The 22,910-nt window shown below is 38.5% G+C and carries 31 protein-coding genes and 1 tRNA gene; 15 read left to right on the top strand and 17 right to left on the bottom strand.

Features of this window, described 5'->3' with window-relative positions; all coding sequences use genetic code 11:
- Positions 1-284 precede the first annotated feature (284 nt).
- Positions 285-1,190 (top strand): hypothetical protein, encoded by a 906-nt coding sequence (locus tag AOB57_RS04145; RefSeq protein WP_167829537.1) that lies wholly within the window; start codon positions 285-287, stop codon positions 1,188-1,190.
- Complete coding sequence (locus AOB57_RS04140) at positions 1,183-1,821, top strand: hypothetical protein (RefSeq protein WP_054299161.1); 639 nt, start codon at positions 1,183-1,185, stop codon at positions 1,819-1,821. The genes AOB57_RS04145 and AOB57_RS04140 overlap by 8 nt, the downstream gene beginning before the upstream one ends.
- 274 nt (positions 1,822-2,095) lie before the next feature.
- On the opposite strand, the gene AOB57_RS15015 is transcribed toward AOB57_RS04140, so the two are convergent.
- The gene (locus AOB57_RS15015; RefSeq protein ID WP_167829665.1) at positions 2,096-2,203 is read right to left on the bottom strand and encodes a BsuBI/PstI family type II restriction endonuclease; all 108 of its coding nucleotides are present in this window, start codon (positions 2,201-2,203) and stop codon (positions 2,096-2,098) included.
- 517 nt (positions 2,204-2,720) lie between these two features.
- Between AOB57_RS15015 and AOB57_RS04130 the strand changes: the two genes are divergently transcribed.
- Positions 2,721-3,098, top strand: a complete 378-nt coding sequence (locus tag AOB57_RS04130; RefSeq protein ID WP_054299160.1) for a hypothetical protein — start codon at positions 2,721-2,723, stop codon at positions 3,096-3,098.
- Positions 3,099-3,221: 123 nt separating this feature from the next.
- Here the strand turns inward: AOB57_RS04130 and AOB57_RS04125 are convergent.
- From AOB57_RS04125 to AOB57_RS04115, 3 genes are all read right to left on the bottom strand, one after another.
- Positions 3,222-3,293, bottom strand: a tRNA-Thr gene (locus AOB57_RS04125).
- A gap of 204 nt (positions 3,294-3,497) precedes the next feature.
- Positions 3,498-4,010: a chorismate--pyruvate lyase family protein gene (locus AOB57_RS04120; protein ID WP_082384253.1), complete on the bottom strand. Its 513-nt coding sequence runs from the start codon at positions 4,008-4,010 to the stop codon at positions 3,498-3,500.
- Between the two features lie 76 nt (positions 4,011-4,086).
- Positions 4,087-4,401, bottom strand: a complete 315-nt coding sequence (locus AOB57_RS04115) for a DUF5611 family protein (protein WP_054299159.1) — start codon at positions 4,399-4,401, stop codon at positions 4,087-4,089.
- Positions 4,402-4,908: 507 nt separating this feature from the next.
- Here AOB57_RS04115 and AOB57_RS04110 point away from each other — a divergent pair.
- On the top strand, positions 4,909-5,217 hold the full coding sequence (locus AOB57_RS04110) for a hypothetical protein (RefSeq protein ID WP_054299158.1): 309 nt from the start codon (positions 4,909-4,911) through the stop codon (positions 5,215-5,217).
- A 147-nt stretch (positions 5,218-5,364) separates the two neighbouring features.
- Here AOB57_RS04110 and AOB57_RS04105 read toward each other — a convergent pair whose 3' ends face one another.
- Positions 5,365-6,345, bottom strand: coding sequence for a methanogenesis marker 2 protein (locus AOB57_RS04105; RefSeq protein WP_054299157.1), 981 nt, complete (start codon positions 6,343-6,345; stop codon positions 5,365-5,367).
- Positions 6,346-6,783: 438 nt separating this feature from the next.
- On the opposite strand from AOB57_RS04105, the gene AOB57_RS04100 reads away from it, so the two are divergent.
- The gene (locus AOB57_RS04100; RefSeq protein ID WP_054299156.1) at positions 6,784-6,960 is read left to right on the top strand and encodes a 4Fe-4S binding protein; all 177 of its coding nucleotides are present in this window, start codon (positions 6,784-6,786) and stop codon (positions 6,958-6,960) included.
- Between the two features lie 175 nt (positions 6,961-7,135).
- Here the strand turns inward: AOB57_RS04100 and nifB are convergent, their stop codons facing one another.
- The 5 genes from nifB to queC form a co-directional block, all read right to left on the bottom strand.
- Positions 7,136-8,104 (bottom strand): nitrogenase cofactor biosynthesis protein NifB, encoded by a 969-nt coding sequence (nifB, locus tag AOB57_RS04095; RefSeq protein ID WP_054299155.1) that lies wholly within the window; start codon positions 8,102-8,104, stop codon positions 7,136-7,138.
- Between the two features lie 385 nt (positions 8,105-8,489).
- A complete protein-coding gene (gene queD, locus AOB57_RS04090; RefSeq protein ID WP_054299154.1) occupies positions 8,490-8,840 on the bottom strand; it encodes a 6-carboxytetrahydropterin synthase QueD in 351 nt (116 codons plus the stop codon).
- An 80-nt stretch (positions 8,841-8,920) separates the two neighbouring features.
- Complete coding sequence (locus tag AOB57_RS04085; protein ID WP_054299153.1) at positions 8,921-9,688, bottom strand: 7-carboxy-7-deazaguanine synthase QueE; 768 nt, start codon at positions 9,686-9,688, stop codon at positions 8,921-8,923.
- Positions 9,688-10,248: a DUF366 family protein gene (locus AOB57_RS04080; protein WP_054299152.1), complete on the bottom strand. Its 561-nt coding sequence runs from the start codon at positions 10,246-10,248 to the stop codon at positions 9,688-9,690. The genes AOB57_RS04085 and AOB57_RS04080 overlap by 1 nt, the downstream gene beginning before the upstream one ends.
- Positions 10,249-10,307: 59 nt before the next feature.
- Positions 10,308-11,003 carry a 7-cyano-7-deazaguanine synthase QueC gene (gene queC, locus AOB57_RS04075; protein WP_054299151.1) on the bottom strand — a complete coding sequence of 232 codons (696 nt, stop codon included), beginning with the start codon at positions 11,001-11,003 and terminating at the stop codon, positions 10,308-10,310.
- A gap of 461 nt (positions 11,004-11,464) precedes the next feature.
- On the opposite strand from queC, the gene AOB57_RS04070 reads away from it, so the two are divergent.
- Both AOB57_RS04070 and AOB57_RS04065 read left to right on the top strand, forming a co-directional pair.
- Complete coding sequence (locus tag AOB57_RS04070) at positions 11,465-11,965, top strand: metallophosphoesterase (protein WP_054299150.1); 501 nt, start codon at positions 11,465-11,467, stop codon at positions 11,963-11,965.
- 254 nt (positions 11,966-12,219) lie between these two features.
- A complete protein-coding gene (locus AOB57_RS04065; RefSeq protein WP_054299149.1) occupies positions 12,220-12,633 on the top strand; it encodes a putative zinc-binding protein in 414 nt (137 codons plus the stop codon).
- A 113-nt stretch (positions 12,634-12,746) separates the two neighbouring features.
- Here the strand turns inward: AOB57_RS04065 and arsB are convergent, their stop codons facing one another.
- Both arsB and AOB57_RS04055 read right to left on the bottom strand, forming a co-directional pair.
- A complete protein-coding gene (arsB, locus tag AOB57_RS04060) occupies positions 12,747-13,805 on the bottom strand; it encodes an ACR3 family arsenite efflux transporter (RefSeq protein WP_082384252.1) in 1,059 nt (352 codons plus the stop codon).
- A gap of 44 nt (positions 13,806-13,849) precedes the next feature.
- Positions 13,850-14,194, bottom strand: coding sequence for an ArsR/SmtB family transcription factor (locus AOB57_RS04055; RefSeq protein WP_226999634.1), 345 nt, complete (start codon positions 14,192-14,194; stop codon positions 13,850-13,852).
- Between the two features lie 1,154 nt (positions 14,195-15,348).
- Here AOB57_RS04055 and AOB57_RS04045 point away from each other — a divergent pair.
- Entirely contained in the window at positions 15,349-15,708 is a 360-nt protein-coding gene (locus AOB57_RS04045) for an ArsR/SmtB family transcription factor (RefSeq protein ID WP_054299144.1), read from the top strand.
- 53 nt (positions 15,709-15,761) lie between these two features.
- Here AOB57_RS04045 and AOB57_RS04040 read toward each other — a convergent pair whose 3' ends face one another.
- Positions 15,762-16,100 (bottom strand): carboxymuconolactone decarboxylase family protein, encoded by a 339-nt coding sequence (locus AOB57_RS04040; RefSeq protein ID WP_054299143.1) that lies wholly within the window; start codon positions 16,098-16,100, stop codon positions 15,762-15,764.
- 402 nt (positions 16,101-16,502) lie between these two features.
- Here AOB57_RS04040 and AOB57_RS04035 point away from each other — a divergent pair, with 402 nt between their 5' ends.
- The 7 genes from AOB57_RS04035 to AOB57_RS04005 all read left to right on the top strand — a co-directional run bounded on the left by AOB57_RS04035 (position 16,503) and on the right by AOB57_RS04005 (position 20,587).
- Positions 16,503-17,300, top strand: a complete 798-nt coding sequence (locus AOB57_RS04035) for a (Fe-S)-binding protein (RefSeq protein ID WP_054299142.1) — start codon at positions 16,503-16,505, stop codon at positions 17,298-17,300.
- 356 nt (positions 17,301-17,656) lie between these two features.
- Complete coding sequence (locus AOB57_RS04030; RefSeq protein ID WP_054299141.1) at positions 17,657-18,454, top strand: (Fe-S)-binding protein; 798 nt, start codon at positions 17,657-17,659, stop codon at positions 18,452-18,454.
- Between the two features lie 38 nt (positions 18,455-18,492).
- A complete protein-coding gene (locus tag AOB57_RS04025) occupies positions 18,493-18,873 on the top strand; it encodes a DsrE/DsrF/TusD sulfur relay family protein (protein WP_054299140.1) in 381 nt (126 codons plus the stop codon).
- A 42-nt stretch (positions 18,874-18,915) separates the two neighbouring features.
- Positions 18,916-19,260, top strand: a complete 345-nt coding sequence (locus AOB57_RS04020; protein WP_054299139.1) for a DsrE family protein — start codon at positions 18,916-18,918, stop codon at positions 19,258-19,260.
- Between the two features lie 36 nt (positions 19,261-19,296).
- Positions 19,297-19,596 carry a sulfurtransferase complex subunit TusB gene (tusB, locus tag AOB57_RS04015; protein WP_054299243.1) on the top strand — a complete coding sequence of 100 codons (300 nt, stop codon included), beginning with the start codon at positions 19,297-19,299 and terminating at the stop codon, positions 19,594-19,596.
- A 128-nt stretch (positions 19,597-19,724) separates the two neighbouring features.
- The gene (locus AOB57_RS04010; protein WP_054299138.1) at positions 19,725-20,018 is read left to right on the top strand and encodes a hypothetical protein; all 294 of its coding nucleotides are present in this window, start codon (positions 19,725-19,727) and stop codon (positions 20,016-20,018) included.
- A 104-nt stretch (positions 20,019-20,122) separates the two neighbouring features.
- Positions 20,123-20,587 (top strand): arsenate reductase ArsC, encoded by a 465-nt coding sequence (locus AOB57_RS04005; RefSeq protein WP_054299137.1) that lies wholly within the window; start codon positions 20,123-20,125, stop codon positions 20,585-20,587.
- A 56-nt stretch (positions 20,588-20,643) separates the two neighbouring features.
- Here AOB57_RS04005 and AOB57_RS04000 read toward each other — a convergent pair whose 3' ends face one another.
- From AOB57_RS04000 to AOB57_RS03985, 4 genes are all read right to left on the bottom strand, one after another.
- Positions 20,644-21,543, bottom strand: a complete 900-nt coding sequence (locus tag AOB57_RS04000; protein WP_054299136.1) for a permease — start codon at positions 21,541-21,543, stop codon at positions 20,644-20,646.
- Between the two features lie 153 nt (positions 21,544-21,696).
- On the bottom strand, positions 21,697-22,086 hold the full coding sequence (locus AOB57_RS03995) for an ArsR/SmtB family transcription factor (RefSeq protein ID WP_054299135.1): 390 nt from the start codon (positions 22,084-22,086) through the stop codon (positions 21,697-21,699).
- A gap of 26 nt (positions 22,087-22,112) precedes the next feature.
- Positions 22,113-22,274 (bottom strand): hypothetical protein, encoded by a 162-nt coding sequence (locus AOB57_RS03990; RefSeq protein ID WP_167829535.1) that lies wholly within the window; start codon positions 22,272-22,274, stop codon positions 22,113-22,115.
- A gap of 87 nt (positions 22,275-22,361) precedes the next feature.
- Positions 22,362-22,538: a hypothetical protein gene (locus tag AOB57_RS03985; protein WP_167829534.1), complete on the bottom strand. Its 177-nt coding sequence runs from the start codon at positions 22,536-22,538 to the stop codon at positions 22,362-22,364.
- Positions 22,539-22,910: the final 372 nt, after the last annotated feature.

Raw genomic sequence — 22,910 nt, 5'->3', positions numbered from 1 at the left:
TATCAGTATCAATAATAAATTTTTCTAAACAATTCTTAGAAATAAAATTGATATAAATACATCTTTTCTCTATATTCTTGCTTCATATAATCTTAATTACCCTTTCTATTTCTGACATTAGTTTAAAGACAAATTCATATAGTTGTTAATTTATAAATTTTCAATAGTATCATATTTAGTTATAATATGGAGTGTTGAAAATATTGCCTGCGTGTGTTTCATTATCTAGTTATACTTTAAGAGTGAAAGAAAAATCTACTAACAAATATATCATATTAGATCAGTTGAATGAAGAAGACGATACATTAGAGATATTTACTTCTTTTTTTGATCATTTTTTGGCAAATGTAGCTGGAGAAGACGAAAGTAAAAAATTGTTTCGGATTCATCGATATCAACCAGCGAGAAGTATTGAAATTGAATCCACTGAGTATAGATTAATTTCTGGAATTGTTAAAACTGGTAGCTATGGATACGAAAGTGATATTGTCAACAAAAATGGAAACATAATTACTCATCATAGGACATCAGAAGAAGCGGAATTGTTACCTTTCTATTTCTTAGTAGCTATTCCTCGCAACAAGGATGAGGGTATTGTTATTTTGCAAAGTTTTAAGCAATATGGAATAAAAAAGATTTTTACAGAAAATTTTGAGAACTACTTCAAATCTGAAAGAGCGGAATACAAAATTGAAATCAATGACTTGATTCCCGAAAAACTGCTTACTGAGTTATTGGAGAGAGGAAGTGTCACTAAACTAAGATATATTAGTTTTAAACAACCTGTAGATCTTGCCGATGCCGTTGATACAGAAGATCATGAAGAAGATCCAAACCTGAAAGCAGAATTAATTTTGTCCGAGAAAAAAGGTATTATCTCAGGAGTTGTCAATTCTATAAAAGGAAGGTTACCTTATAAGAAAGGGCAGAATGACGATCCATTAAAAAAATTAATTGAAATCACATCTTTTGAGTATGATACGGTTAAAATAGAAGTAAGAGTTAATGGTAAATATAGGAATATTGACCTCTGCGATTTAGGAAACATAAGACCTACAATGAACATAACTGGTGATGTAGTATTTCTGAATAGTGGACATCCAGAGTTTGATAGTATTAATCAAATTGCTATAGATCTTTTCAAAGAACTGGCTAGTGGCTTAGGAATTGAAAGTGGTATAAGTGCTTGATAAAATCAATATCTTCAAGTTATTCAAAGAACATCTTGAAACCTTGAAGAAGTTTAATTCAGATAGTTACAATATTGAAGACATCGTTCTCTTTTTAATATTCCCTGCAATTTTAGCTTATGCTTCAATGATCTATAACATAGACTTAACAAATAACATAATAATTATTTTGGTAACTTCATTTTCCATATTTGCAGCATTATTATTTAATTTGCTTTTACTTATTTATGATATTGTATCCAAGTCAAATGGAAGAATAGTTAATAGAAATGGCGATGGTTCAAACGAAAGTTCTGCAAATCCCAGTAACAATAGTTTAAACGGAAAAGAAAAGAAGAAAAAAACTCTAAGTTTAAAGCAAAGACTACTTAAAGAAACTTATGTAAATATTTCGTATAATATTACAATATCAATTATTTCTATAATATTTTTATTAACAATATATTTAATGTTTGAAACAATGGAAACCTCAAAGGAAGGAGCATCAGTATATCCAACATTATTACACGTATTCAAATATGTTATTCCCCTGCTTTCTTTTTTCGTGTATTATTTCTTAATCCAATTTATGCTAACATTGTTCATGATTCTTAAAAGAATACACGTGTTATTATCAAAAGAGTTTGAGTAATTAAGAGCCTATCCGAAAAGTCAATAATAGCGTGTTGTAGAAGTTATAATACATCCAATATCGAGTATCTGCTACTTTGTGCATATTGCCAAGTGTAAAATTTACATCAGGTTATAACACTTTTCGGGTAGGCTCTAAATCAAATGTGATTTATTTAAGGAAGAGAGGTAAGGGAAAAAGGAGGCAGAGATCAGGGGAAAGGAAGGAGGGAAAAAAGGAAAAAAGGGTATTTTAGATTAACAGTAAAGTTACAGTTCCTTAAACTTCACCTCAGTTATTCACATCCATTCTCGTCTTCAATTACAAAAAGAAACTTTGGCCCATTAAAATGAATCATGTGCTGAGGTGCGTCTGCCAACCAGACTTCAGATTCCCATACAATTCCTACGAAGTAATAAAATACATATTCTAAAACGTTTGCGTTTGAGGTTAAGTATCAAAAATCAAATCTCTTTATAAATAGCCAGACTGAATATCTTCAGTTTCTTAAGAATTATTCTAAAAAAGTAGTAGTTTTCTAAAGTCACAAATTCAGAAAAGAAAGTTATAGTAAATTTGGAAATTGAGAGTATAAATGGGTTTTTAATCTCAATTTCTGGGGTTAATCATTAGGAGTTCCGTTTTTCCGTTTTTCCGTTTTTTTCAAGTCTTATAAAACTTGTTATTTGTTAATTTTTATTATAATATATAAAGTTTTTTAGTACGGTAATAGGAAAATTTTTTTAATACTTATCTTCTTCTATTGTATTGGCCAGCTTCACAAAAAGATCTCTCTTCGCCTTCTATACAACTGAGGCTGGTCAATATAATTAATTAATACTTATTACTTTCAGCCAGCTTGATTATTTCTTATATATTTAAGGATGTTTTTATTTCCTGAATATATAGGGGTTAAAAAAATGTTTATAAAAGCACATTGTCCAGTTTGTGGTACTGATGTTTACCATAATATAAGGTTGCATGCTCTGGAGCATTTGCATTTTGAAGGGGAGAAAGAGGTTTGCAGGTATACGGTTGAAAGTATTGAAGTAGCTGATACTCTTACAGAAGAAGAGCTTGTCCGCAATGTTTTGCAGGGGCTCGAAAGAATCATTCATGACGGGATTGAGGTGAAAGTTCTTGCCGGAATCCTGAAGGAGAATTACGGAATTACAGGAATCTGCTGTAGGGAACTTATTGAGAGGATTCAGCTTGAACTTGATATGTATTGTCCGGATAGGAAGAGACTTTACTTTGTGGACCCTGAAGAACCTGGGGAAAAAGAGAGCTTTTGTTAAAAAAGCATTTTACTTTTTTGAAAAGAGAATTGTAAAAAAAATATTATTTTTTTTTAGAAAAAAGAATATGTTTTTATCAATTAATGCCTTACTTAATTGTAAGGCATTGTACTGATAGACTTAAGCCTCGGGCGGGATTTGAACCCGCGACTTCGTCCTTACCAAGGACGCGCTATACCCCTAAGCCACCAAGGCACTGTTGCTCTAAAAGCATCTCCAAAATATCACACTAGAGATATAAACCTTTCGACTGATATCATTAACATTAGAAAATCTCTTATGCCTGCTGGAAATTATGTGGGCAAATTAAAATAATTTAGGAAACTAGTTTCAAAAAAAGCCTGAATATTTCGATTTTATTGCTTAGTCTGGTCTTTTCTTTATATCTTTTATTTTCCTTTATAAGCACCAGCGCTTATCGATCGGGAAGCGCTCGTTGATCCACATGAGGGTGCGGTTGTTGTGAACTATTTTGTAGGAGCGGGAAAGTAAAGATATGCCGCCGAAGGTTGGTTCGCCTTCAAGGATTTCAAGTTCGCCCATGTCGCGCCGGGTTTCGAGATTGTGGCTGCGAAGGATCCGGCCGATAGGGATGTCCGCCCGCATGAGTTGTTCCCGCATGGTATCAGGCATTCGTTCTAGGGGAGAGAGGGATCTTGCATAGACAAAGACTGTGCCGCCTGCAGAGAGCCGTACTACCCGGTCGTTTACTTCACTGCCTTCTTCCACATCGAGAAGATCAGCAATCGATTTATCGGCTTTGATGATGTGCTGGGACTCTGTGGTCACGCTCACCGGCTGCCTGGTCATTATCTCCAGGAGGAATGTCACCGAACCGTCGGTTCCGCAGCAGACCCGCAGGCAGGTTGGAATCTCAAAATCCTTTAGTTTTTCAAGAAAATCGGTGCTCAAAAAGATACCTCAAGCTAAGGATTGCAAAATAGCGGAAATCTCAAAACTTCAAAACAGGATTGAGTCGTCAGGAGTTCTACTCTCCTCCGACCTCTTTCTTGGCATTTTTTACGCGCTCTTTTGCTGTGTATCCAGTCGCTTTATACAGAAAATCCCTGAAGGCCTTATTTGTCTGCAGGATAATCTCGTCATCAGTTACAGTTTTGTCGGAAACCGTATCCACAAATAGCATTTTATTATCAATCCAGACTTTTATCTTTGACATAGCTCCATAGGAAGTCTCAAGGATTTCTGCGTCTCTGGAGATCTTCCCGGGAAAGCACTCTTCCATTACCGAGTAAATCCTGTCAATATCAGGTTTAAAACCGCGTTTTAATTTATACTGTTGCATTTCTATCCTCTTATAAGAGATTTTCATCTCAGATAAAGTTTGCTTAGTACAGGTTAGCTTAGAACCTTTTTCCTCGCATTAACTTATATTTTATCACTTTATCTGTTGTTGTTTTTATCCTTCTTTTATCTGCAGTTCTTTTCTGTAGGTTTATTCCTGACTTATTTTCAACAATTTATATTCAATTATATCTGGAATTTTATTTAGCTTATCTTTAAGGTATATTTATAGTTCCAGAGCTATACTTCGAAAGCTAAATATTCGATCCATGACAGATAATGTCCTCGAGAATCAATCATAAATATGATTATGCTTATCATAAGTTGATATAAAAAGAAGTTTGCTTAACTTCTCTTACCCCGATGTACGTTTGTGACTTATATTGGCATTGCTTTGACAATACAAAAACAAAAAGCCCTGCTTGCTATAGTTTAATCGGTTTTCTTTTGACTGAAACTGATAAAAACTGGTAGAAGTTATAAGTAATAAAACAAGAAGGTGACCTAAATGCATAAAACACTGAATCTGGAAGAATTAATTGCTGCAAAGCAACTTGAAAAAGAAAAAGCCGAAGAAAGCGATAATTTACAAATTGAAGGATTATACGACCTTATAATCCCCCCAGGCACGGTTGTATCTATTATTTATGATATTGTTGAAGAGTTCGATCTCGAACCTTTAACCAGGAAAGTTTTTGTCGGCATAGCAAACAGTGAAGAGAGAGAACTCCTGGTTTTGCGCGGCCCACTGGAGAAGGTTCAGGCTGCCGAAAAGTTCCTCTACGAAGAAATGAAGGCCTGGGTAGAAAATCAGTAACCTTGCTAATCTTTCAGGCAATTCGGTTGAATTCTGTTTACTTCTTTAAATTTCTTCAGGCCCGTGGCCTGGGGAAAATAAATCTCGAATTGCAATACGGATAGGAGCGCCCTATTGCTTTTTGATAAAACTTTTTAAGAAAAAGTTTTATTCAGAACCAATGCCTGTAATACTTTCTTTTGAGAACTCAAATACCGTTACTTTACCGCTTTTATCATATATATCGAGTTTCGAGCCTGCTTCAATTTTTCCGATAACGGCAGCGGTAAGCCCGGCCTCTTCAAAAACCTTTATGCATTCCTCTGATTTTTCCGTTTTTGCAGTAAATACATAACCTGTTCCGGGATGCACTTTAAGCCATTGCTCAAAATCCACGTTATCGGGCTTTGGGATGGTTTCGAGGTCTACGGTTGCGCCAACTTTACTCGTTTCACAGAGCATCCCAAGCGTACCTATAATTCCGGGATTGCTTATGTCTTTGCCTGCAGTGGCAAGTTTTCTCGTTGCAATTTCCTGGGTTACGAGATAAGTTTCCCTTACTTCCATCGGGGCTTTAAAAGAGGTCGTGTCCCAGCTGTAAGGGGAATTCGGCCCAATTTTTCCGTCCATATCGTAAGCCGCTATAACAAGGTCTCCGGGCCGGGCGGTGTCGCTCCGAATCACACAGTCTCTTTTGACTATGCCGATAATAGCAACTGAAATGGAATTGTACTCCGTATCAGGATGGACATGCCCGCCTACTATCGGAACCCCGAACTTCCTTACTCCTTCAGCTAGCCCTTCCATAAGTTCTCTGCAAACAGTCTCGGAATTTGAGGAAGCTACGTCTACCATAGCAAGGGGCTTCCCACCCATTGCTGCAATATCGTTTACATTCACGACTACAGCTCCGTAGCCTGCCCACCAGGGACTGGCATCCAGTATCCTTCCCCATATCCCATCTGCCGCAAAGAGGATAACATCGTCTCCTCCTATATCGATAACTGCTGCATCGTCTCCAAAATCAACGATTGCGTTCTTATATTCCGGACGGACGGCTTCAAAAATTGAAACGATGTCCTCAATCTGTTTTTTTCGAGTAACCCCTTCAAAGGTTTTTATCCTTTCTGCGAGCTCTTCCAGGTTCAATGTCAGGCTTCCTTTTGTTTTTTAAATTGATACGGGTAAATAGTAATACAAATGCAGGTAATCAGCAGTACAGGTAAGAACAATCATCAGTACTGGTACGAATAACCATTAGTAAATATTTATGGCTAATTAGTACTACCGGTATAATCTATTAGTAGCACAAACACAGGTAAATAAGTGATTCAAGTGTGAATACTGGTACAAATAACAATGTTGCTAAGCTATCGAGAACCTCTATAGCTTACAAACCTTTCCCTGTGAAAGATACTCTGAGATGTTTCGGTGAGTACCTATTCAGCTTATCCTTTATCTCTTTTTTTCTTTGTTTCACAGAGATAAGCGACAGCTTTTTATTAAGTTCGTGTATCCTATTAAGGCAACCTGATATATTTTCAAATATATAAAAATCTCTTACTAAAAAGATCAGGAGTGAAAAACATGGTAGCAAAAGTTAATGTCGATTCCTGTACCGGCTGTGGAAGCTGTGTAGACGAATGCCCTGCGGCTGCAATTTCCCTCAACGATGACGATATTGCAACAGTAGATGAAAACGAATGCCTTGATTGCGGTGCATGCGAGGACGCCTGCCCCAACAATGCAATCACAATTGAGTAACATTTTTTAAGTACACTTAAGTGCGTCTTTAAAAAAGATCTGAGAAGCGGAGTGCTCTTGCTCCGCCTCGAAGGCTTCTCATCCAGAATTCTGGTTTGAGACTCTTTTTCAATTCCAGTGCTAGAATTCCTGACGGTAATCGCGGGATATTGCAGTTATCGGGCTCTTACCCTTTTCAAGCTTTCTGTTTTCCGTCTTCCTTAAGGATTTTTCTTGCCCTTTCGGCATCTTCTTTTGTCTGGATTTTTATAAGCTTTCTGCGTTTTTCGCTCATCTGTGACATGTCCTGAGCAAGAAGTCCGTAAGCGTCAGCTCTACACTGTCTGCAGTGGCGCATTTGCAGAACGTAAGGTTCACATGCCTGCTGAGCAACTTTCCGCTCTTCTGCAGTAGGAGGTTCAATGTTTGCAAAGGCTCCCTGGCTGATAAGGGGCATGATGTTCATTATATAAACCCCGAGTTCGTTGAGTTTTCTGGCAATCTCAACTACATGTTTGTCATTAATTCCCGGGATGAGCACAGTGTTAACCTTGACAACTATGCCTGCATCAATAGCCGCTTTGACGCCTTCAAGCTGATTTTTTACCTGAATTTTTGCGCCCTCAATTCCCCTATAAATCTTTCCATGATAGATTATATGATCCACGATTTTTGCCTGGATCTCGGGATCGATTGCGTTTATTGTTACCGTTAATGTAGAAACTCCCACGCGCAGAATATCTTCCAGCTTTTCGGGAAGAAGTAGTCCGTTTGTACTCATACAGAGCGTGAGATCAGGAAACTCTTTTTTTATCAGTTCAAAGGTTTCAAAGGTCTCTTTATTAGCAAGAGGGTCGCCAGGGCCTGCAATTCCGACAACCTTGATGAATGGATAATCTGCAATGACCTGCTTTGTCTTCTCAAGGGCTTCCTGTGGAGTAAGAACCTTGCTCGTAACTCCCGGGCGGCTCTCATTTACACAATCAAACTCCCTGACGCAGAAGTTACACTGTATATTGCATGATGGAGCCACAGCCAGATGAATTCTCCCGTACTTGTGCTGGGCTTTCCTGTCGTAGCAAGGATGTTCGGCAATCTTTCTCAGGAGCTCCTCTTCAAATTTAGGGCTGTCAATGTCACTTATTAGATTGTTTTCTTCTGGCAAATGCGTTTTCCTCCGTTCGGAATTTAAAAGTACAGCAGAACCTCAGTACAGGGGGGTCTCAGGATATCTAACCAAAATTATGATCCGACCCTTGATATACATTGTGGAATTTCTCAGGAATCCGGGAGAATCTGGAAGTACTCTCTGGAGCTCCTGGCCATTTGAGTTTATAGAATTTATATTATATGTTAAAATCACTCAAATTATATAATATTCACTTAATTTTGCAGATTTTCAGTGAATTTACTACATACAGTAAGTCTATAGCATTTTCATTAAACCCAACTCTAATTAAATCTCCGGGGTAGACGGGAGTAATTAATACTTCCAGGGCAACGTTATCAAAAGGCAACGTTATCAAAGTAAGTATTATCAGATCTGTTCATTATGAAAAATTGTCCATTTCACACCATTTTCCTTCCCCTTCCCAGATTCTGACCAGGAGGGGGAATCCAAACTTTTCCAAGAGGCGGGAATGAATATGCAGGCAAAGGTGTTCTGAGCTGGGAAATTCAAGGATTTCATTTAACAGCTTATGATCGTATTCTTGCAGGGTTTCCTTGATTCCCTTCTTCAGGTCATAAAAGTCTATTACCATCCCACTTTCCCTGACCTCTCCTTCTATTATGACCTCGATTTTATATGTATGGCCATGTATTCTTCCGCATTTTCCATGCCCTGGAAGGTAATGGGCACTATCGATATAATCAATAACTCCCAGTCTCATTTTTGCCATTCCTAATACGCCCCGTTTTAGTTAAGCATTTTACCATTCATTTTTCTAATTTTGATGCTCTTTTACCTTCTTATTTCAAGTTATAAGCAACCCCACATCCTGTGTGTCTGTGGAATAACTCGTGTGTCTATAATTTCAAGCAGGCTCTTCTGCAGTTCCATAATACTTTTTACGGATGCTTGTATAGCGCCAGGATTCATCAGGTCACGGCCAATCGGGGTTTCAGGCTGGAGGATTACACAGGACACATAAGGAGCTATGGTTTCTACAGCTCGATTTACGGCTCCCAGTTCCATATCTCTTTCCACTACAATCTTGCAGAAACAATCCCTTGAATGGTTTTTCCTTAAAAGCCTGAAGCATTCTACTGTATTCTCCATGTGTTCCTTCCGGGCTTCACGTCCAATACCCCTGAGCGTTTCAGGAAGTTTGAAATCTCCTGACACGTAAGCAACCTTTTCGGTCAGCTTCCTTGCCTGTTCAGGTAGAGTCATATTGGACTCAAGATAGAGCGGCGAAGCTATATTCAGCTTTCTTATAAAATCTGCATATAGTAGAGGCTCTCCTCCGGTCAGGGAGACTGAATGGAGCTTTTTAAAAGGCTGCAGCATAGCTTCCAGATGGGTAACATTTATAGGGTTCTTGATTTTTTCAAAGTAGCCGCTCCCTTCCACCTGCTCATAATCACAGGTTCCAGGAGTTGCAAAGTCTGTATCACAGTAATTGCAATTGAGGTTGCAGCCCGAAAAGCGCACAAAAGCTTGCCTTGTTCCAACATATGGACCTTCTCCTTGCACAGAACAGAAAACCTCCCTTATAGGAGCAGACGTAAACTTTGAAGCTGACATTATACTACCCCCAGGGGTCTGGACTTTCTCAGATCCTTTTCTATATCTTCAAATTCGCGGACATAAGCTTCTCCTACTCCCTTCATAAAATTTGCAACCTGTTTGTCTTCACCTATTCCGGCTTCTTTTAGATTTCCGTATACATCATGAGAAATGTTAATGCCGAAATGGATTTTCTGAGAAACTGCAGAGGTGCTTGCAATTGAGACTGTCAGTTTTTTTCCTTTAAGAAAAAGGTCATCTCCTTCCCGCGTTGTCTGCACCCCGAGATTTGCAAGGTATTCTCTTACTAGGGCTGTAAAAAGACGCTGCCGGGCATAGATAAGTTTCAGGTCCGTAGAATCAAAATGTTCAATAATGAAGCTTACCATATCTTCAGACCAGATTGATTCGTTTGCTCGTCGGTCTTCAAGGTCAATCATATGCTCGATTTGTACGTCGCAGAGCCCTCTGAAAACTACAATCGAGTCTTCCTGAATTCCAAAACTGTTGTAAGCCCACAGAGAGGAAATCTGGCTCCCGTCATAATCAAATTTCTCAGGTAAAACAATGCACTTCATGGAATTCCTTCTTTAAATTTCTCTACAATTTTTGTAATTTTTCTCTGTTTTCTTCCGATTCAAATCCCTAGTCTTTTCAGGAGAGGATCTTTTACACCTACATTTTTAAATGCTCGTGCTCTGCGCACGCAGCTCTCACATTCACCACAGGGAATTTCTCTTCCATGATAACAGCTCCAGCTGTACTCGAGAGGAGCTTTTGCTTCGAGAGCTCTTCTGACGATTTCGGTTTTCCCAAGTTCGATTACGGGAGCCATTATTTTTACCCCGTTCTGAGTAGAATAGGAAAAAGCCCTGTCCATTGCCTGCACGTAGGCCAGGGAATTATCAGGGAAAGTGCCTGCTTCTTCTCCATTAAAGCCCACTATAAGGTAATCACATTCCCTGCTTTCGGCAAAGCTTCCTGCAATGTTGAGCATTACTCCATTCCTGTTAGGTACCCAGACAGCCTTTGCTGAAGCATCTGTAATTCCTGCCTGGACTGTTTCATCAAGGTCTTCAAAAGATAAGGAAGGGATTTCAATATCCCTGTTAACAAGAGAAGTGGATGTTATTTCCGAAAGCCAATCCAGTTTTATTATCCTATGCTCAATCCCAAGATATTTGCATATTTCCTGTGAGTATTCAATTTCCCTCTCTCTGGCTCTCTGCCCATAATCAAAGGTAATAGCCATCTCAATGTTAAGATCTTTTGCTGCAATTGCTAACGCTGCAACCGAATCAAGCCCGCTGCTCAGGAGGGTTATGGCTTTCATTTTTACTCACTGTTATTTTCTGGTTTAACTTGCTATTTTAACTCAGATTAAACTGATTATTTAAACTCAACAGGGAATTACCACTGTCGTTTAAATTGTCATTCTTGTTATTTTAACTTGTAGAGAATTTCCCAAATTTATTCTCTGGGTATTCCTCTGATACTCTCTACAGAATATTTCAGTAATTTCCATAACTCGTATTTATAAGTAATTGTTTTCATGATTGATTTTTAAATCTCAGCTTCTGGCTTTATTTTGCCTCAGATTAACTCTCAATGCAGCAGCATTGGAGAACAGCTCGATTCAAGGTTTTAATGTGAAATCCCAATCTCAAGTTCGACCTAAAATACTACTGTAAATCTCAACTCTATATAAATTCTAAAAATCTATTTTAGCGAATTCTTTTTAGTAAACCCCACTATATACTAAATAGGGAAATCTAATCGAAAAGGTGGGATTACTTGATTGGGATAATTTCGGATTCACATGATAACATGAATGCCCTCTGGAAAGCTGTAGAATTCTTTAATGAGAGGGGGGTAAAAGCCGTGCTGCATGCAGGAGATCTTATCTCTCCTTTTACAGCGAGAGCCTTTAAGGAATTGAAGCCCAAACTTTATTTTGTTTTTGGAAACAATGATGGAGATAGAGTAACACTTATAAAGCGGCTTGAAGAAATCGGAGCTACTTCCTGTGGGGATTTTGGAGACCTAACTATTGACGGGCTGCATATTGCCCTTTTGCACGGGACAAACGAGGCACTGGTCAAAGCAATTGCTAAATCCGAGGAATTTGATGTGGTAATCCGGGGACATACTCATGAGCCAAATGTAAAAATTATTGAAGGAGTCCCTGTAATAAATCCGGGAGAATCCTCAGGGGTGCTTTCCGGAAAGTCAACGGTTGCTATTCTTGAGATTGCAAACCTTAATGTTGAGATAACACAGCTTGAGCTTGACTGATTGAATTTAACTGATTGAACTTGAGTAATTTTATTCCTCTATTATTTTTAGCGTGCTTGGGACTTTTAACGTTTTTTGAAAAAGGGCAGGTAAACTGAACTGGTATCTGGCGGCAATACCGGAAATTATATCAGTTCTCGCGTAGTTTCCATTTCAACCTTTTTTGAAATAATTTCTCGTTAAAGGTTGCATTTCTCGTAAAAAATTTCTACCTCTCATTAAAGATTATATCTATCATTAGGGTTGTAACAGCTATGAAGCCATCAGGAACGGAATCCTCAGACTCTCTATCCGGCAGGTCGGATGGAACGGAAAAGACATCCGGAAAAAGGAAAAATACGCTCATTTTTGCCTGTTCTGGTCTTTCTAACACAGGAAAACTTACGATGCAGGCAGCATCAGCTCTTGCCTTCCGGAGACCTGATCTGTACAGAGCCGCAGCTGCCCCAAAAGGGGTTGATGCGGTTGAGGATGCAATATCTGACGACTTCAGAATTTTAGCCCTTGATGGCTGTACGGACTGCTGTGCCACAAAAAAGCTCGAGGAAGCCGGCATGAAAGCAGATGCATATTTGATGGTAACGGAGCTCGGGATTGAAAAAACAAGACCCTCAGATTTGAAACTCGAATATGTAGATAAAATTATAAGAGCTATAGAAGAAGCCTGATTGTTGTGTAGGTAAAATTGATATTGTATCAAGACATAAGTGTTTATTCTCAGTTCCTTTTATTTCAACCTGGTTTCTGCTAAGGCCGCAATTATTATTTCTCAAGCTGCTTCTTAATTTTTAATAAAGTATTTCCTTCTCCAGTAGAGTGCAACATTGACAAGTCCAATCATTACGGGTACTTCAATTAGAGGACCAACTACTGCTGCGAATGCCTGCCCTGAGTTGATGCCGAAAACCGCCACTGCTACGGCAATTGCTAGTTCGAAGTTATTACTAGCCGCGGTAAAAGCAAGAGATGTTGTCTGTTCATAGTTAATGCCTACTTTTTTAGATATAAAAAAGGAAATACCGAACATAACTGCGAAGTAAATCAGAAGAGGAATTGCAATTCTTACAACGTCTAAAGGTAAGGCAACAATATATTCACCTTTCAAAGAAAACATTACAATAATTGTAAACAGTAGAGCATAAAGTGAAATTGGACCTGTTTTAGGAACGAATTTTTTATCGTACCATTCAGCTCCTTTTGAGGGCCGCAGGAAATAACGGGTTAAAAATCCAGCCGCAAAAGGAATTCCGAGATAGATTGCTACACTCTGGGCAACTTCTCCCATAGAGACATCTATTTCCATACCACTAAGCCCTAACCATTCAGGCAGCACAGTTATGAAGAAATAAGCGAAAACAGAGTAGAAGACTAACTGAAAGATCGAATTGAAGGCAACTAGAGCAGCAGCATACTCATTATCCCCTTCTGCCAGGGTGTTCCAGACAATCACCATGGCGATACATCTTGCAAGACCGATTAGAATGACACCTACCATGTATTCCGGATAATTCCTTAGGAAAATAATCGCCAGAATAAACATCAGAATTGGGCCAATGATCCAGTTCTGTAACAGGGATAAGCCTAATACTTTATGATTCCGGAATACCATGCCCAGCTCTTCATATTTAACCCGTGCCAGGGGAGGATACATCATAACTATTAAACCAATAGCGATAGGAATGGATGTGGTGCCAATAGATAGGCTCTTTAGAAACTCAGCAAAGCCCGGATAAACAAAACCCAGGGTTACGCCGATAAACATGGCCAGAAAGATCCACAAGGTTAAATAACGATTTAGAAATGACAGTTTCGATACAACTGATTTTTCCAAAACAAACACCCTCGATTTTTAGTAAGTTGATTTATCATGAAAATATTTCTTAATCAATTGCAAGAGCTACCGCTCGCTTTGAGCTTTTCCAGTAGTACTAAATCGTCTTTACAAACGCTTATTTTCTCAATCTCGTCGTTAATGACCATTGAGAGGAAGGGAAATCTAAGAAATAATGGATCATTGAGTCGATAATAGACCCATTGGGATTTTTTTTCAGAGACGATGATTCCTGCCATTTTCAGTCTGTTCAGGTGCCTGGAAGCGTTGGATTGCTTAATGCCTAATACCGCCTCAATATTACAGACACATAATTCTCCGTTTTTTAAAAGATTCAGTATCCTTATCCTGTTTTCATCAGCCAGGGCCTTAAATATATAAACAATGTCCGTAGGCACCACCGCCTATATGATTATATGCAAATATACTCATATTTTATTTAAATATACTCATTTGTTTTAGTTACTGACCGTTATCGTATGGATTGATCTAAGCGTAGTCAAAACACCGTATTCAAGGGGCAGAACTTGCAAAACTTATGAGTGCGAAGGTCCATACTTTTCATGTATTAAAAACCGTTAAAATGATTTTGATAGATCATATAGAGGCCTACTCCCAGAATTACAAAGCCTGTAATTTTTTAACGGAAAGCCGTATCTTGAAGCTTTCAGAAGCTTTGATGAGGGAAAGCTTGCAGAATATGCAACAAGAAGCATTGGAACAGAAAAACCAAGGGAATAGAGATGAAAAGCATTAGTGCTCCATAACCAGCCTTGCCTGAAACAGCAACCATTGTAAGGATTGAGCCAAGTACTGGGCTGACACATGGTAGCCAGATAATCCCCAGTGAGAGACCAGGTAGAAACCCTCCCAAAAGACCCTCTTGCTTAGGATTTGCGAGGGCTGAAAAATTTCCAAAAATATTGAATGTATTTAAATCAAAGAGTAGCGAAATGCCCATTGTGACAAGGAGCGCTTCTACAAAACGTTGAGGTAGCCTAGATAAGCTGTAAGAGTTGCCCCGAAAATTGAATTAATAACTCTCCATGGAAGTGAAGGAAAGGGACAAACCTGATACTATCGCAAGCTGTCTAAGCTTTTCTTTTCCAGTTGAGTATACAAAAACTACAGGAATTATTGCAGGATGCATGGAGAAAGCACGCTTACTATCCCTGCAAAAAAAGCTGCAATTGGGAAAAAATTGGAAATCATTTTTTAACCCTCTGCCTCCCTAAATTCAATAGCTTTTTTAAGAGTTTCTGAAAGGGTTTCTTTGTCGGTAACACCCAGGAACCTTGCGCCTATTCTTTCTTGGTTTTTGCTGCCGTCCTGCCGTATATATTATATATGTATTTCTTGCCTTCAATATCCGCAATAATACAGGTATCTGGAATGGATCTTACTCCAAACTTTTTTGCGAACTCTCTTGAAATAATATTATTTAAGACTTGAGAAGTCTAGAAGTAGTTAGACTATTTTAATAATATTATGTTAAATATCAAACAAAATTGATATGAAAAACCTTATTTAGAAGGCTTAACTTCTTTTATTTATGAGCTATTGTTGTCCTGTGGATCCAGAGAAAAAAAAGGAATGGGAAGAAAGGATGCTCCAGGAAATAGATTTTCCAGACAATGAAATAAAGAAAGCAAGTGAGGTATTCAGCGCTCTTGGGCATCCGTTAAGGCTAAAAATTGCTTACTTTCTCACTCAGAGAGATCACTGCGTTTGCGAACTGATATTTAAACTAAACGAGATGCAGAACTTGGTTTCCTACCACCTGGCAATTCTGAAAGACTGTGGGGTTGTCGAAGCCTACAGCAGATCAAAATGGCATTTTTACAGGTTGAACCCTGAATTTGTAGATATTTTTAACATTATTGCACATCTACAAGAAAAAAAATCTGAATGAACTTTACTTAGATTAGAGAGATAAAGATTTAGAAATTACAATAAATGGAATTTTTAGTCCTTGCAACAACAGCAGCAGTCCTTTTCTTCCTTATTCTTTTCAAAGATTTTATATATATTTTCTCCGTATATATTTGTCCATCCTATCTGTGAACCAGCAGCAACAAACATTGCAACTGAAATAGCTTCTGCGATTTCCTCCTTTGTGGCTCCTGCAGTAATCGCTCTTTGTGAATGCGTGTCAACGCAGAACTGACAGCGCATAAGTACTGAAGAGGCGATAGCAATCAATTCTTTAGTTTTGAGATTCAGAAAACCATCTTTGAAAATAGAATTTCTCACCTGTCTGAAAGCTTCTGCAGTTTCAGGCAATATTTCGTTCAAAAATGACATTTAAATCTCCTCCTGTTTGGTAAGTATAATATATAAATAAAAATTTAGATTAAGGTAAATTTCCTAATCAAGTTATTTTGTGCTGTAATTTTATAAGAATTTAAATTTACAAACATTTATATTTTAAGAAACTAATTATTTGTTTAACCCATTGTATTCTAAGGCGATATAATCAACATTAGAGATTCAAATTCTAAAAACCCGTGTGGTTGGTATCAAGAATAGTTGATGTGTATTAATAATTCGTATCAATCTTTTTTGATATCCAACATTTGAGTTTTTATGAAGTAAACTAACAATTAATTAGTGAAAACTAACTTCCTCAGAGAGAGATATCTGACATGAATAAATAATCAAGAAATAATGAAAATCAAATTTTCATAACTCTTGTAGGTGTTAAAATTGCCTGGAAATCCTAATGAGATAAAGCTGGTAAACAATGCTATGGCCAACGCTACCCGGCGGAAAATAATGAACTTCTTATCGTCAGGAGACAAAAGTATCGAGGAAGTTGGAGAGGAAGTAGGGAAGACAATGCTTGATTTTCATCTCAAGCTTTTGCAACAGGCAAGCCTGATTAAGTTAGGAGAGGAAACTGCTAGTTTAAGTGAATATGGCAGAAATTTCCTGAAAGGCAAGGAAGACAAGAATGCTGATAAGAATGCAGATCTCTCTCAGGCAAAGCCTGTGGAGATTGTAGAAGTTCGACAGCTTCTGCCCTGTATAGCAGACTCTTCGAAATTTAGGGTAATAGCAAATATTGCTCCTCCACTTGTCGGAACCCTCAAGGTTCTTGAGCCTCTCTTTCCTAGAGGAAGATACTCAGAAAAAATAAACGCACTAATAGTTCAAAAAGGAGAAATCATTACAACGATTTATGGTAGTGGAAAAGTTACCATGACAATGATAAAAAATGAGGATGAGGCCAAAGAAGCGCTTGAAAATCTCAGAAACATCATCAATGAGGCTATTGCAAAGGGCGTCGCCCCTGCTCCCAGGGAGAAGATCAGGGTTGAACCCATGGAGCTCTATAAATACCTGCCCCAAACCAACTGCGGCAAATGCGGTGATCAGAGCTGCTATACTTTTGCCATAAAAATCATGAGCGGAGAGGCCTCCCTTGATATGTGTACACCTCTTAATGAGCCAAAGTACGCAACCAACCAGGAACATTTGCAGGTTTTAACTGCTTATATCTGAGCTACCGCTAATTAAAAATTACAATCTACGTAACTAAAAGTTCTACTGAATAATTAGACAATTAAGTGGGGGGAATTTGCATAAGTCTTTCCTTTCTACTTCTTCTGACACTTCTCATACTTCACTTCCAACAGAATTTAATGTTTTAATATTCTTATATCAATCTTTTTTGATATTTGGCTTTTGAGTTTTTATAGACGTGACTTCATAACTAATCGTAGGAATAACTTAGGATAATTAGGTTTCACTCCAAAAGAAAGATTATAATGTGCTGAATTGAAAAGGGCAGAATTAGACTTTAATGTGCTGAATTGAAAAGGGCAGAATTAGACTTTAATGTGTTAGAAGGTGTAAAAATGTCAGGAGGTACGAGTGAGACAAAATTGGTGAATTTTGCTATGGCCAATAAGGCTCGAAGGAGAATAATTAACTTCCTTGCAAACGGTGCTAGAGATGTTGAGGAAATTGAAGGCTTAGTCGGGAAAAAGACGCTTGATTTCCATATGAAGATTTTGCAAGATGCAGGCCTAGTCGAATTGGAAGAAGGGACTGTAAAAATAAGTGAATACGGCAGAAATTTCTTGAAAAATAAGAAAGAAAGAGAAACTGAGGAGATTAAAGACCTCTCTCAGGCAAAACCTGTGGAGATTGTTGAGATCAGGCAGGTTTTGCCCTGTATAGCAGATTCCACAAAATTAAGAGTAGCTGCAAACATGGTTCCCCCGCTGGGTGGGACCTTAAAGATCCTTGAGCCTCTCTTTCCCAGAGGCAATTACTCGGATAGAAAAGATAGTTTGATAGTTCAAAAAGGAGAAATCATGACAACTATTTATGGTAGTGGAAAAATAGTCATGAGAATGGTTAAAAATGAGGAGGAAGCAAAAAAAGAGCTTGAAAGCCTCAGAAATACTATCAATGAAGCTATCAAAAAAGGAGTTGCTCCACCTCCCAGGGAAAAGATAAAGGTCGAGCTAATGGATATATATAATCACCTGCCTCAGACCAACTGTCAAGAGTGCGGCGAACAGGGCTGTTACAGCTTTACCATAAGGTTAATGGCAGGACAGGTCAGTCTAGATATGTGTACACAGCTTAAAAAGCCAGATTATGCAACCAATCTGGAGCGTCTACAATTTCTGGCTACATACATTTGAACTTCAGTTACTAACGTTTTATTTAATCGGAGGAAGCCTTGAAGACGCTAACAATAGTGCTTACAGATGGCCCTTATATTTCTGAATACACTGAGATTGCCTACAAACTCACTGAGGCTGCACTTAAAAAATATAAAGTAAATATATTCCTTTACCTGGATGCAGTGCATATTCCCAAAAAAGATCAAAATCCAGCCTTCTTTATCAATGCAGGACAGCTTTTTTCTGAACTTGCTGGAAAAGGAGCGATAGTCCGAGCTTGTGCACGATGTGCTGGTGCAAGGGGCTACCTTCCAGAAAAAGAGATTATACAAGGAAGTAACTGCAAAGACTATTTCCCTGGAATAAGAATCACCAGCCTTTATGAGTTGTCGGAAATGCTGAGTATGAGTGATAGAGTAATTTCACTTTCAAGATAAGATTTTAACAATGAGATCCGTTTTTTGGGAGGGTAGGATACAATGAAATCAGTCTTCTATCTGCTGGATACAGCCCCGTATGGCAGTGAAAATGCTTTTGGAGCATTGAATGCAGCTGCAGTGAGCCTTAATGAGATGGATGTGACTCTAGGCCTTTATGGAGATGGAGTCTATCTTACAATTGCGGGTCAAGACAGCAGAAAGCTTGGATTACCAAACCTTGAAGACATTTTTTACGCATATGGGGAGTTGAGAGTGCTTGTGCACGAACCCTCGCTTGTGGACAGAAACCTTTTAGGGCAAGCTTTGATAGAGACTATAGAACTGGCAGACGAAGAAGATTTTTTCGAAGTGATGGAAAGCTCAACCTATGTTATCGCGTTTTAATACTAGTTGCTGATTAGGGATTAATTGGATGATAATATGAAACAAGAAAAATTGGATGTGTTTCTGCTGACAAAGCCTCCCTTCAGTCCGAGATCGGAGTTATGCCTTAAACTGGCTGCACGCTCCGGAAAAGCCAGAATCTACCTTGCAGGCGATGGAGTCTATAATCTGCTTACCGGAATAGAAAAACTGCCAGAGTGCGACGTTTATGCATGTAAAGAAGACCTCGAGGCCAGAGCTATCATGGCAGGAGAAAAAGTGACTGTCCCGGATGACTTTTACTCCGATTTTATTGAGGATATAATGGAACACTGCAGGCATGAATATACGTTTTAAAATATCTGACATTACAATTTTGAGACTACGCTTTTTGATTTTGCAGTTAAAAGTGCCAGTTTTCACTTTATACTTTCAACCTTTTTCTTGAACTTATTGAGAATTCGTGATGATAAGGACCTATCCCTATGGTTGAGACAAACATCCCGAAAGAGATCATAAAAGACCTGCAATCGGTCTGCCAGTTGCATGAGCAGGCTGTCTGTAACCATGATAAATGTAGGGAGTTTAGTGAAAGCTTATCAGAACTTCTAGTCAGACTTGAGGATATAAAATTTTATCAGATTGCTGATAGACTTATGAGCGTTCTCCTGAACTGCAAGCCAAAAGAGGCTTCTCATTGTGAAAAAGCAAATCTTGTAGGGGAGATGATGAAAGAAATAATGAAAGAGGCAAGAGTGCAGCTAAAAGATGATAAGTAGAACTAAATAAGTAGAACTAAATCTTCTTGTCTGTCGAATATTCAGAAGGCCGAGTGCAGGAACAATCACAGTGCTGATCTATTATCAAGTGCAATAATATTGAAATGGTAACAAACATGGGACCACAGGAAAAAAAGAAGATCCTTTTTCTATGCACTCATAACTCAGCTAGGTCACAGATGGCAGAAGGTCTTTTAAGAGCTATTTATGGAGATCGGTACGAGGCTTACAGCGCCGGCATTGAAGCCACAACTGTTAATCCTTATGCTATTATAGTCATGAAGGAAATCGATATCGATATCTCCAGTCAACGCTCTAAAACTCCGCAAGAATTTCAGGACACTATATTTGACTTAGTAGTTACGGTTTGTGATCTGGCTAAAGTGACTTGCCCTATCTGCACTACGAATCTGAAGCTCTCGACCAAATCTCCCAAAGCAAGAGAAATAATTCACAAAAGTTTTGAGGATCCTGCCGTGGTTGTGGGATCAGAAGAGGAGCGGCTCAGAGTCTTCCGGCGAATCAGGGATGAGATAAAAGGCTGGATCTTGCAGACATTTGAGAAATGATACCAGGCTCAGTATCATATCTGCCTGATATCATTTCTAATTATTCTTGATGGTTCTCACAATACAATTAAATTTACCAAATACCCTACAAGCACAGCTATGGAAAAAACGGTTACTACAAAGGCAGCCAGTAGTTTCCTCTTGAATATGGCTGAGAGAAGCGTCAGTTCGGGTATACTGGCTCCAGCACCTCCGATAATCAATGCCAGAATGGCTCCCAAACTCATTCCCTTCTCAGTGAGCGCCAGCCCAATTGGAATCATAGTCTCTGCTCGGATATAGATTGGAATACCAACAACTGCAGCCACAGGGACTGCAAGAGGATTATTCGGCCCAGCTAGGCGGGAGATGATCTCTGTAGGTACGAACCCATGAATGAACGCCCCGATGCTAGCCCCAATAAGTAAATAAGGCATCAGCTGGCGAAATAAGTTCATTGCAAATCCCGTAGACCGTTGTATCCTAGACTTGGTGTCTGTAGCTTGTTGACTGTCACAGCAACTTCTCATAACGGCTGCCGGCTTAACATGACTGGAGAAGCCTAGCTTATCGAGCAAGAGACCAATGAGAATTGTAGCTACGAAGACGATGACAAAGTAAAGAGCAGCTACCCTCCATCCCAACAGGATGATGAATAAAGATATTATCACTGGATTTAGCAAGGGGGATGAGAACAGGAATGCCATTGCTGCGGCAAAAGGCACACCAGCATTGAGCATTCCCAGAAGAAGCGGTATGGTAGAGCAGGAGCAAAAGGGCGTAAGGGCACCAAAACCTGCTCCAAGAACACTGCCTATAACTTTGTGCCTCCCTCCCAAGGCCTTTTTTATGGTTTCGTCTGGAACATACTCTTGAATCAATCCCACTAGAAAAGTTATCCCTATAAATAAAACAGTAAGCTCTACGGCTATTTCAATGAAGTAATTGGTTGCCATAACTAAATTATTCCAGAACATTTTTACTCCCTTTTACTTAATGAGAGTTACAACTCTCAGAATTCTAAAATTACCACAATAGTGTCTTTATAAGCTCGATATTTTCAAAGAGTATTTTTTTAAGAGCTCAGTTATCCTCTGATTCAATTTCTTAAACAAAAATCTACTCACGGTTCATCTGTCTGTAAGCAATTGAGCCTGATTAAGCAGTTCAATTATTGCCCCATCCGAGAGGCGAAAATAAGACCACTTTCCTTCTTTCCTTTCTTTGATCATACCGGCATTTTTCAGTACTGAGAGGTGGTGAGAAACAGTCGATTGAGAATTAGAAAGGACAACCGTTAGTTCACAGGCACACAGTTCTCCTTCCTTTAATAATTTTATAATTTTGAGGCGATTGGTATCTGAGAGAGCCTTAAAAATTTTGACCTCCAAGGATAAAGCTTCTTCATCTAACCCATTCACCAGAGAACTGAGTTTTTGCGACCTTGATTCAAACTGATCTTTATCAAGGATAAAACGCTTCAATCTTTCGGTTTCTACTTCACACCTTCTTTTATTCACACTTGATCTCCTTTGTTTTATCGTATTTATCCGCAGCACCTGTTTCCCCCTTCTAAAGGAAGCAGATTGTTTTTACCCTGTTCCTTAGACCAGCACCCTAAGCAGAGCTTTATGGCTCCTAACTTTTTATGGTTAGTCCTGAGCAAGGAGTCCTCCTCTTTTCCGCAGATTGCGCACTTAAAGTTCACGTTTGAAACCTCTTGACTATATTCGCATCTGGAGCATTAGACAGGGCATATTTTATAGGGTGTTATATTCATAATTATCGATATGAATTATGCTTTTTTCTCCTGCCAATATATTTCGTATTCTTTGAGTATTGAAGCTTTGAATTTGTCTAAACTTTCTTCAGGGATTACATTTATTTTGGAAAGGTTCTGAATCAGTTCCTCGCTATTTATGTTCTCTGGAGTTTTGCCCTCAGCACTAATTTTTTCAAATTCCTCTTCCAATCCGGTAATTTGCAGTTATTTGCCATCGATGTTGATCTTTCTAACGCTTACGATAGAAGGGCCATTACAGCAGCAACTTTTGTTATTTCCGATCAATTTTCCAAGCAGTTTTTTTCCAAATTTACTCATTTAGAACACCTCTATTCTGATATATCATAATATGCTTATATTAAGATATGTCGATATGAGTATAAGAGTTACTGAATCGGAAGGATTCTCTCAAAATACAATAAGTCTGAAAAACAACAAAAGGTCAATGTATTACAAAATTAGAAAAACGCTTTATTCCAAACAGCCATTATTTTGTTACTTTTGCGGATAATATGCTAAATTTCAGCTTTAGGAAGGTATATATACTTTCTCAAATTCAAT

This window comes from Methanosarcina flavescens (assembly GCF_001304615.2).
GTDB lineage: Archaea > Halobacteriota > Methanosarcinia > Methanosarcinales > Methanosarcinaceae > Methanosarcina > Methanosarcina flavescens.
This window is presented reverse-complemented; position numbering and strand designations above follow the sequence as displayed.

Excerpts from the sequence above, each read along its gene's own strand:
- queD (WP_054299154.1), bottom strand. The coding sequence starts at position 8,840 with ATGGCAAAAATGAGACTGGGAGTTATTGATTATATCGATAGTGCCCAT.
- AOB57_RS04110 (WP_054299158.1), top strand. The coding sequence starts at position 4,909 with ATGCATAAAACACTGAATCTGGAAGAATTAATTGCTGCAAAGCAACTT.
- AOB57_RS04130 (WP_054299160.1), top strand. The coding sequence starts at position 2,721 with ATGTTTATAAAAGCACATTGTCCAGTTTGTGGTACTGATGTTTACCAT.
- AOB57_RS04080 (WP_054299152.1), bottom strand. The coding sequence starts at position 10,248 with ATGAAGTGCATTGTTTTACCTGAGAAATTTGATTATGACGGGAGCCAG.
- AOB57_RS04065 (WP_054299149.1), top strand. The coding sequence starts at position 12,220 with ATGAAGCCATCAGGAACGGAATCCTCAGACTCTCTATCCGGCAGGTCG.
- tusB (WP_054299243.1), top strand. The coding sequence starts at position 19,297 with ATGAAACAAGAAAAATTGGATGTGTTTCTGCTGACAAAGCCTCCCTTC.
- AOB57_RS04030 (WP_054299141.1), top strand. The coding sequence starts at position 17,657 with ATGTCAGGAGGTACGAGTGAGACAAAATTGGTGAATTTTGCTATGGCC.
- AOB57_RS04000 (WP_054299136.1), bottom strand. The coding sequence starts at position 21,543 with ATGTTCTGGAATAATTTAGTTATGGCAACCAATTACTTCATTGAAATA.
- AOB57_RS04010 (WP_054299138.1), top strand. The coding sequence starts at position 19,725 with ATGGTTGAGACAAACATCCCGAAAGAGATCATAAAAGACCTGCAATCG.
- AOB57_RS04005 (WP_054299137.1), top strand. The coding sequence starts at position 20,123 with ATGGTAACAAACATGGGACCACAGGAAAAAAAGAAGATCCTTTTTCTA.
- AOB57_RS04045 (WP_054299144.1), top strand. The coding sequence starts at position 15,349 with ATGAGCTATTGTTGTCCTGTGGATCCAGAGAAAAAAAAGGAATGGGAA.
- AOB57_RS04085 (WP_054299153.1), bottom strand. The coding sequence starts at position 9,688 with ATGTCAGCTTCAAAGTTTACGTCTGCTCCTATAAGGGAGGTTTTCTGT.
- AOB57_RS04115 (WP_054299159.1), bottom strand. The coding sequence starts at position 4,401 with ATGCAACAGTATAAATTAAAACGCGGTTTTAAACCTGATATTGACAGG.
- queC (WP_054299151.1), bottom strand. The coding sequence starts at position 11,003 with ATGAAAGCCATAACCCTCCTGAGCAGCGGGCTTGATTCGGTTGCAGCG.
- AOB57_RS04100 (WP_054299156.1), top strand. The coding sequence starts at position 6,784 with ATGGTAGCAAAAGTTAATGTCGATTCCTGTACCGGCTGTGGAAGCTGT.
- AOB57_RS04020 (WP_054299139.1), top strand. The coding sequence starts at position 18,916 with ATGAAATCAGTCTTCTATCTGCTGGATACAGCCCCGTATGGCAGTGAA.
- AOB57_RS04040 (WP_054299143.1), bottom strand. The coding sequence starts at position 16,100 with ATGTCATTTTTGAACGAAATATTGCCTGAAACTGCAGAAGCTTTCAGA.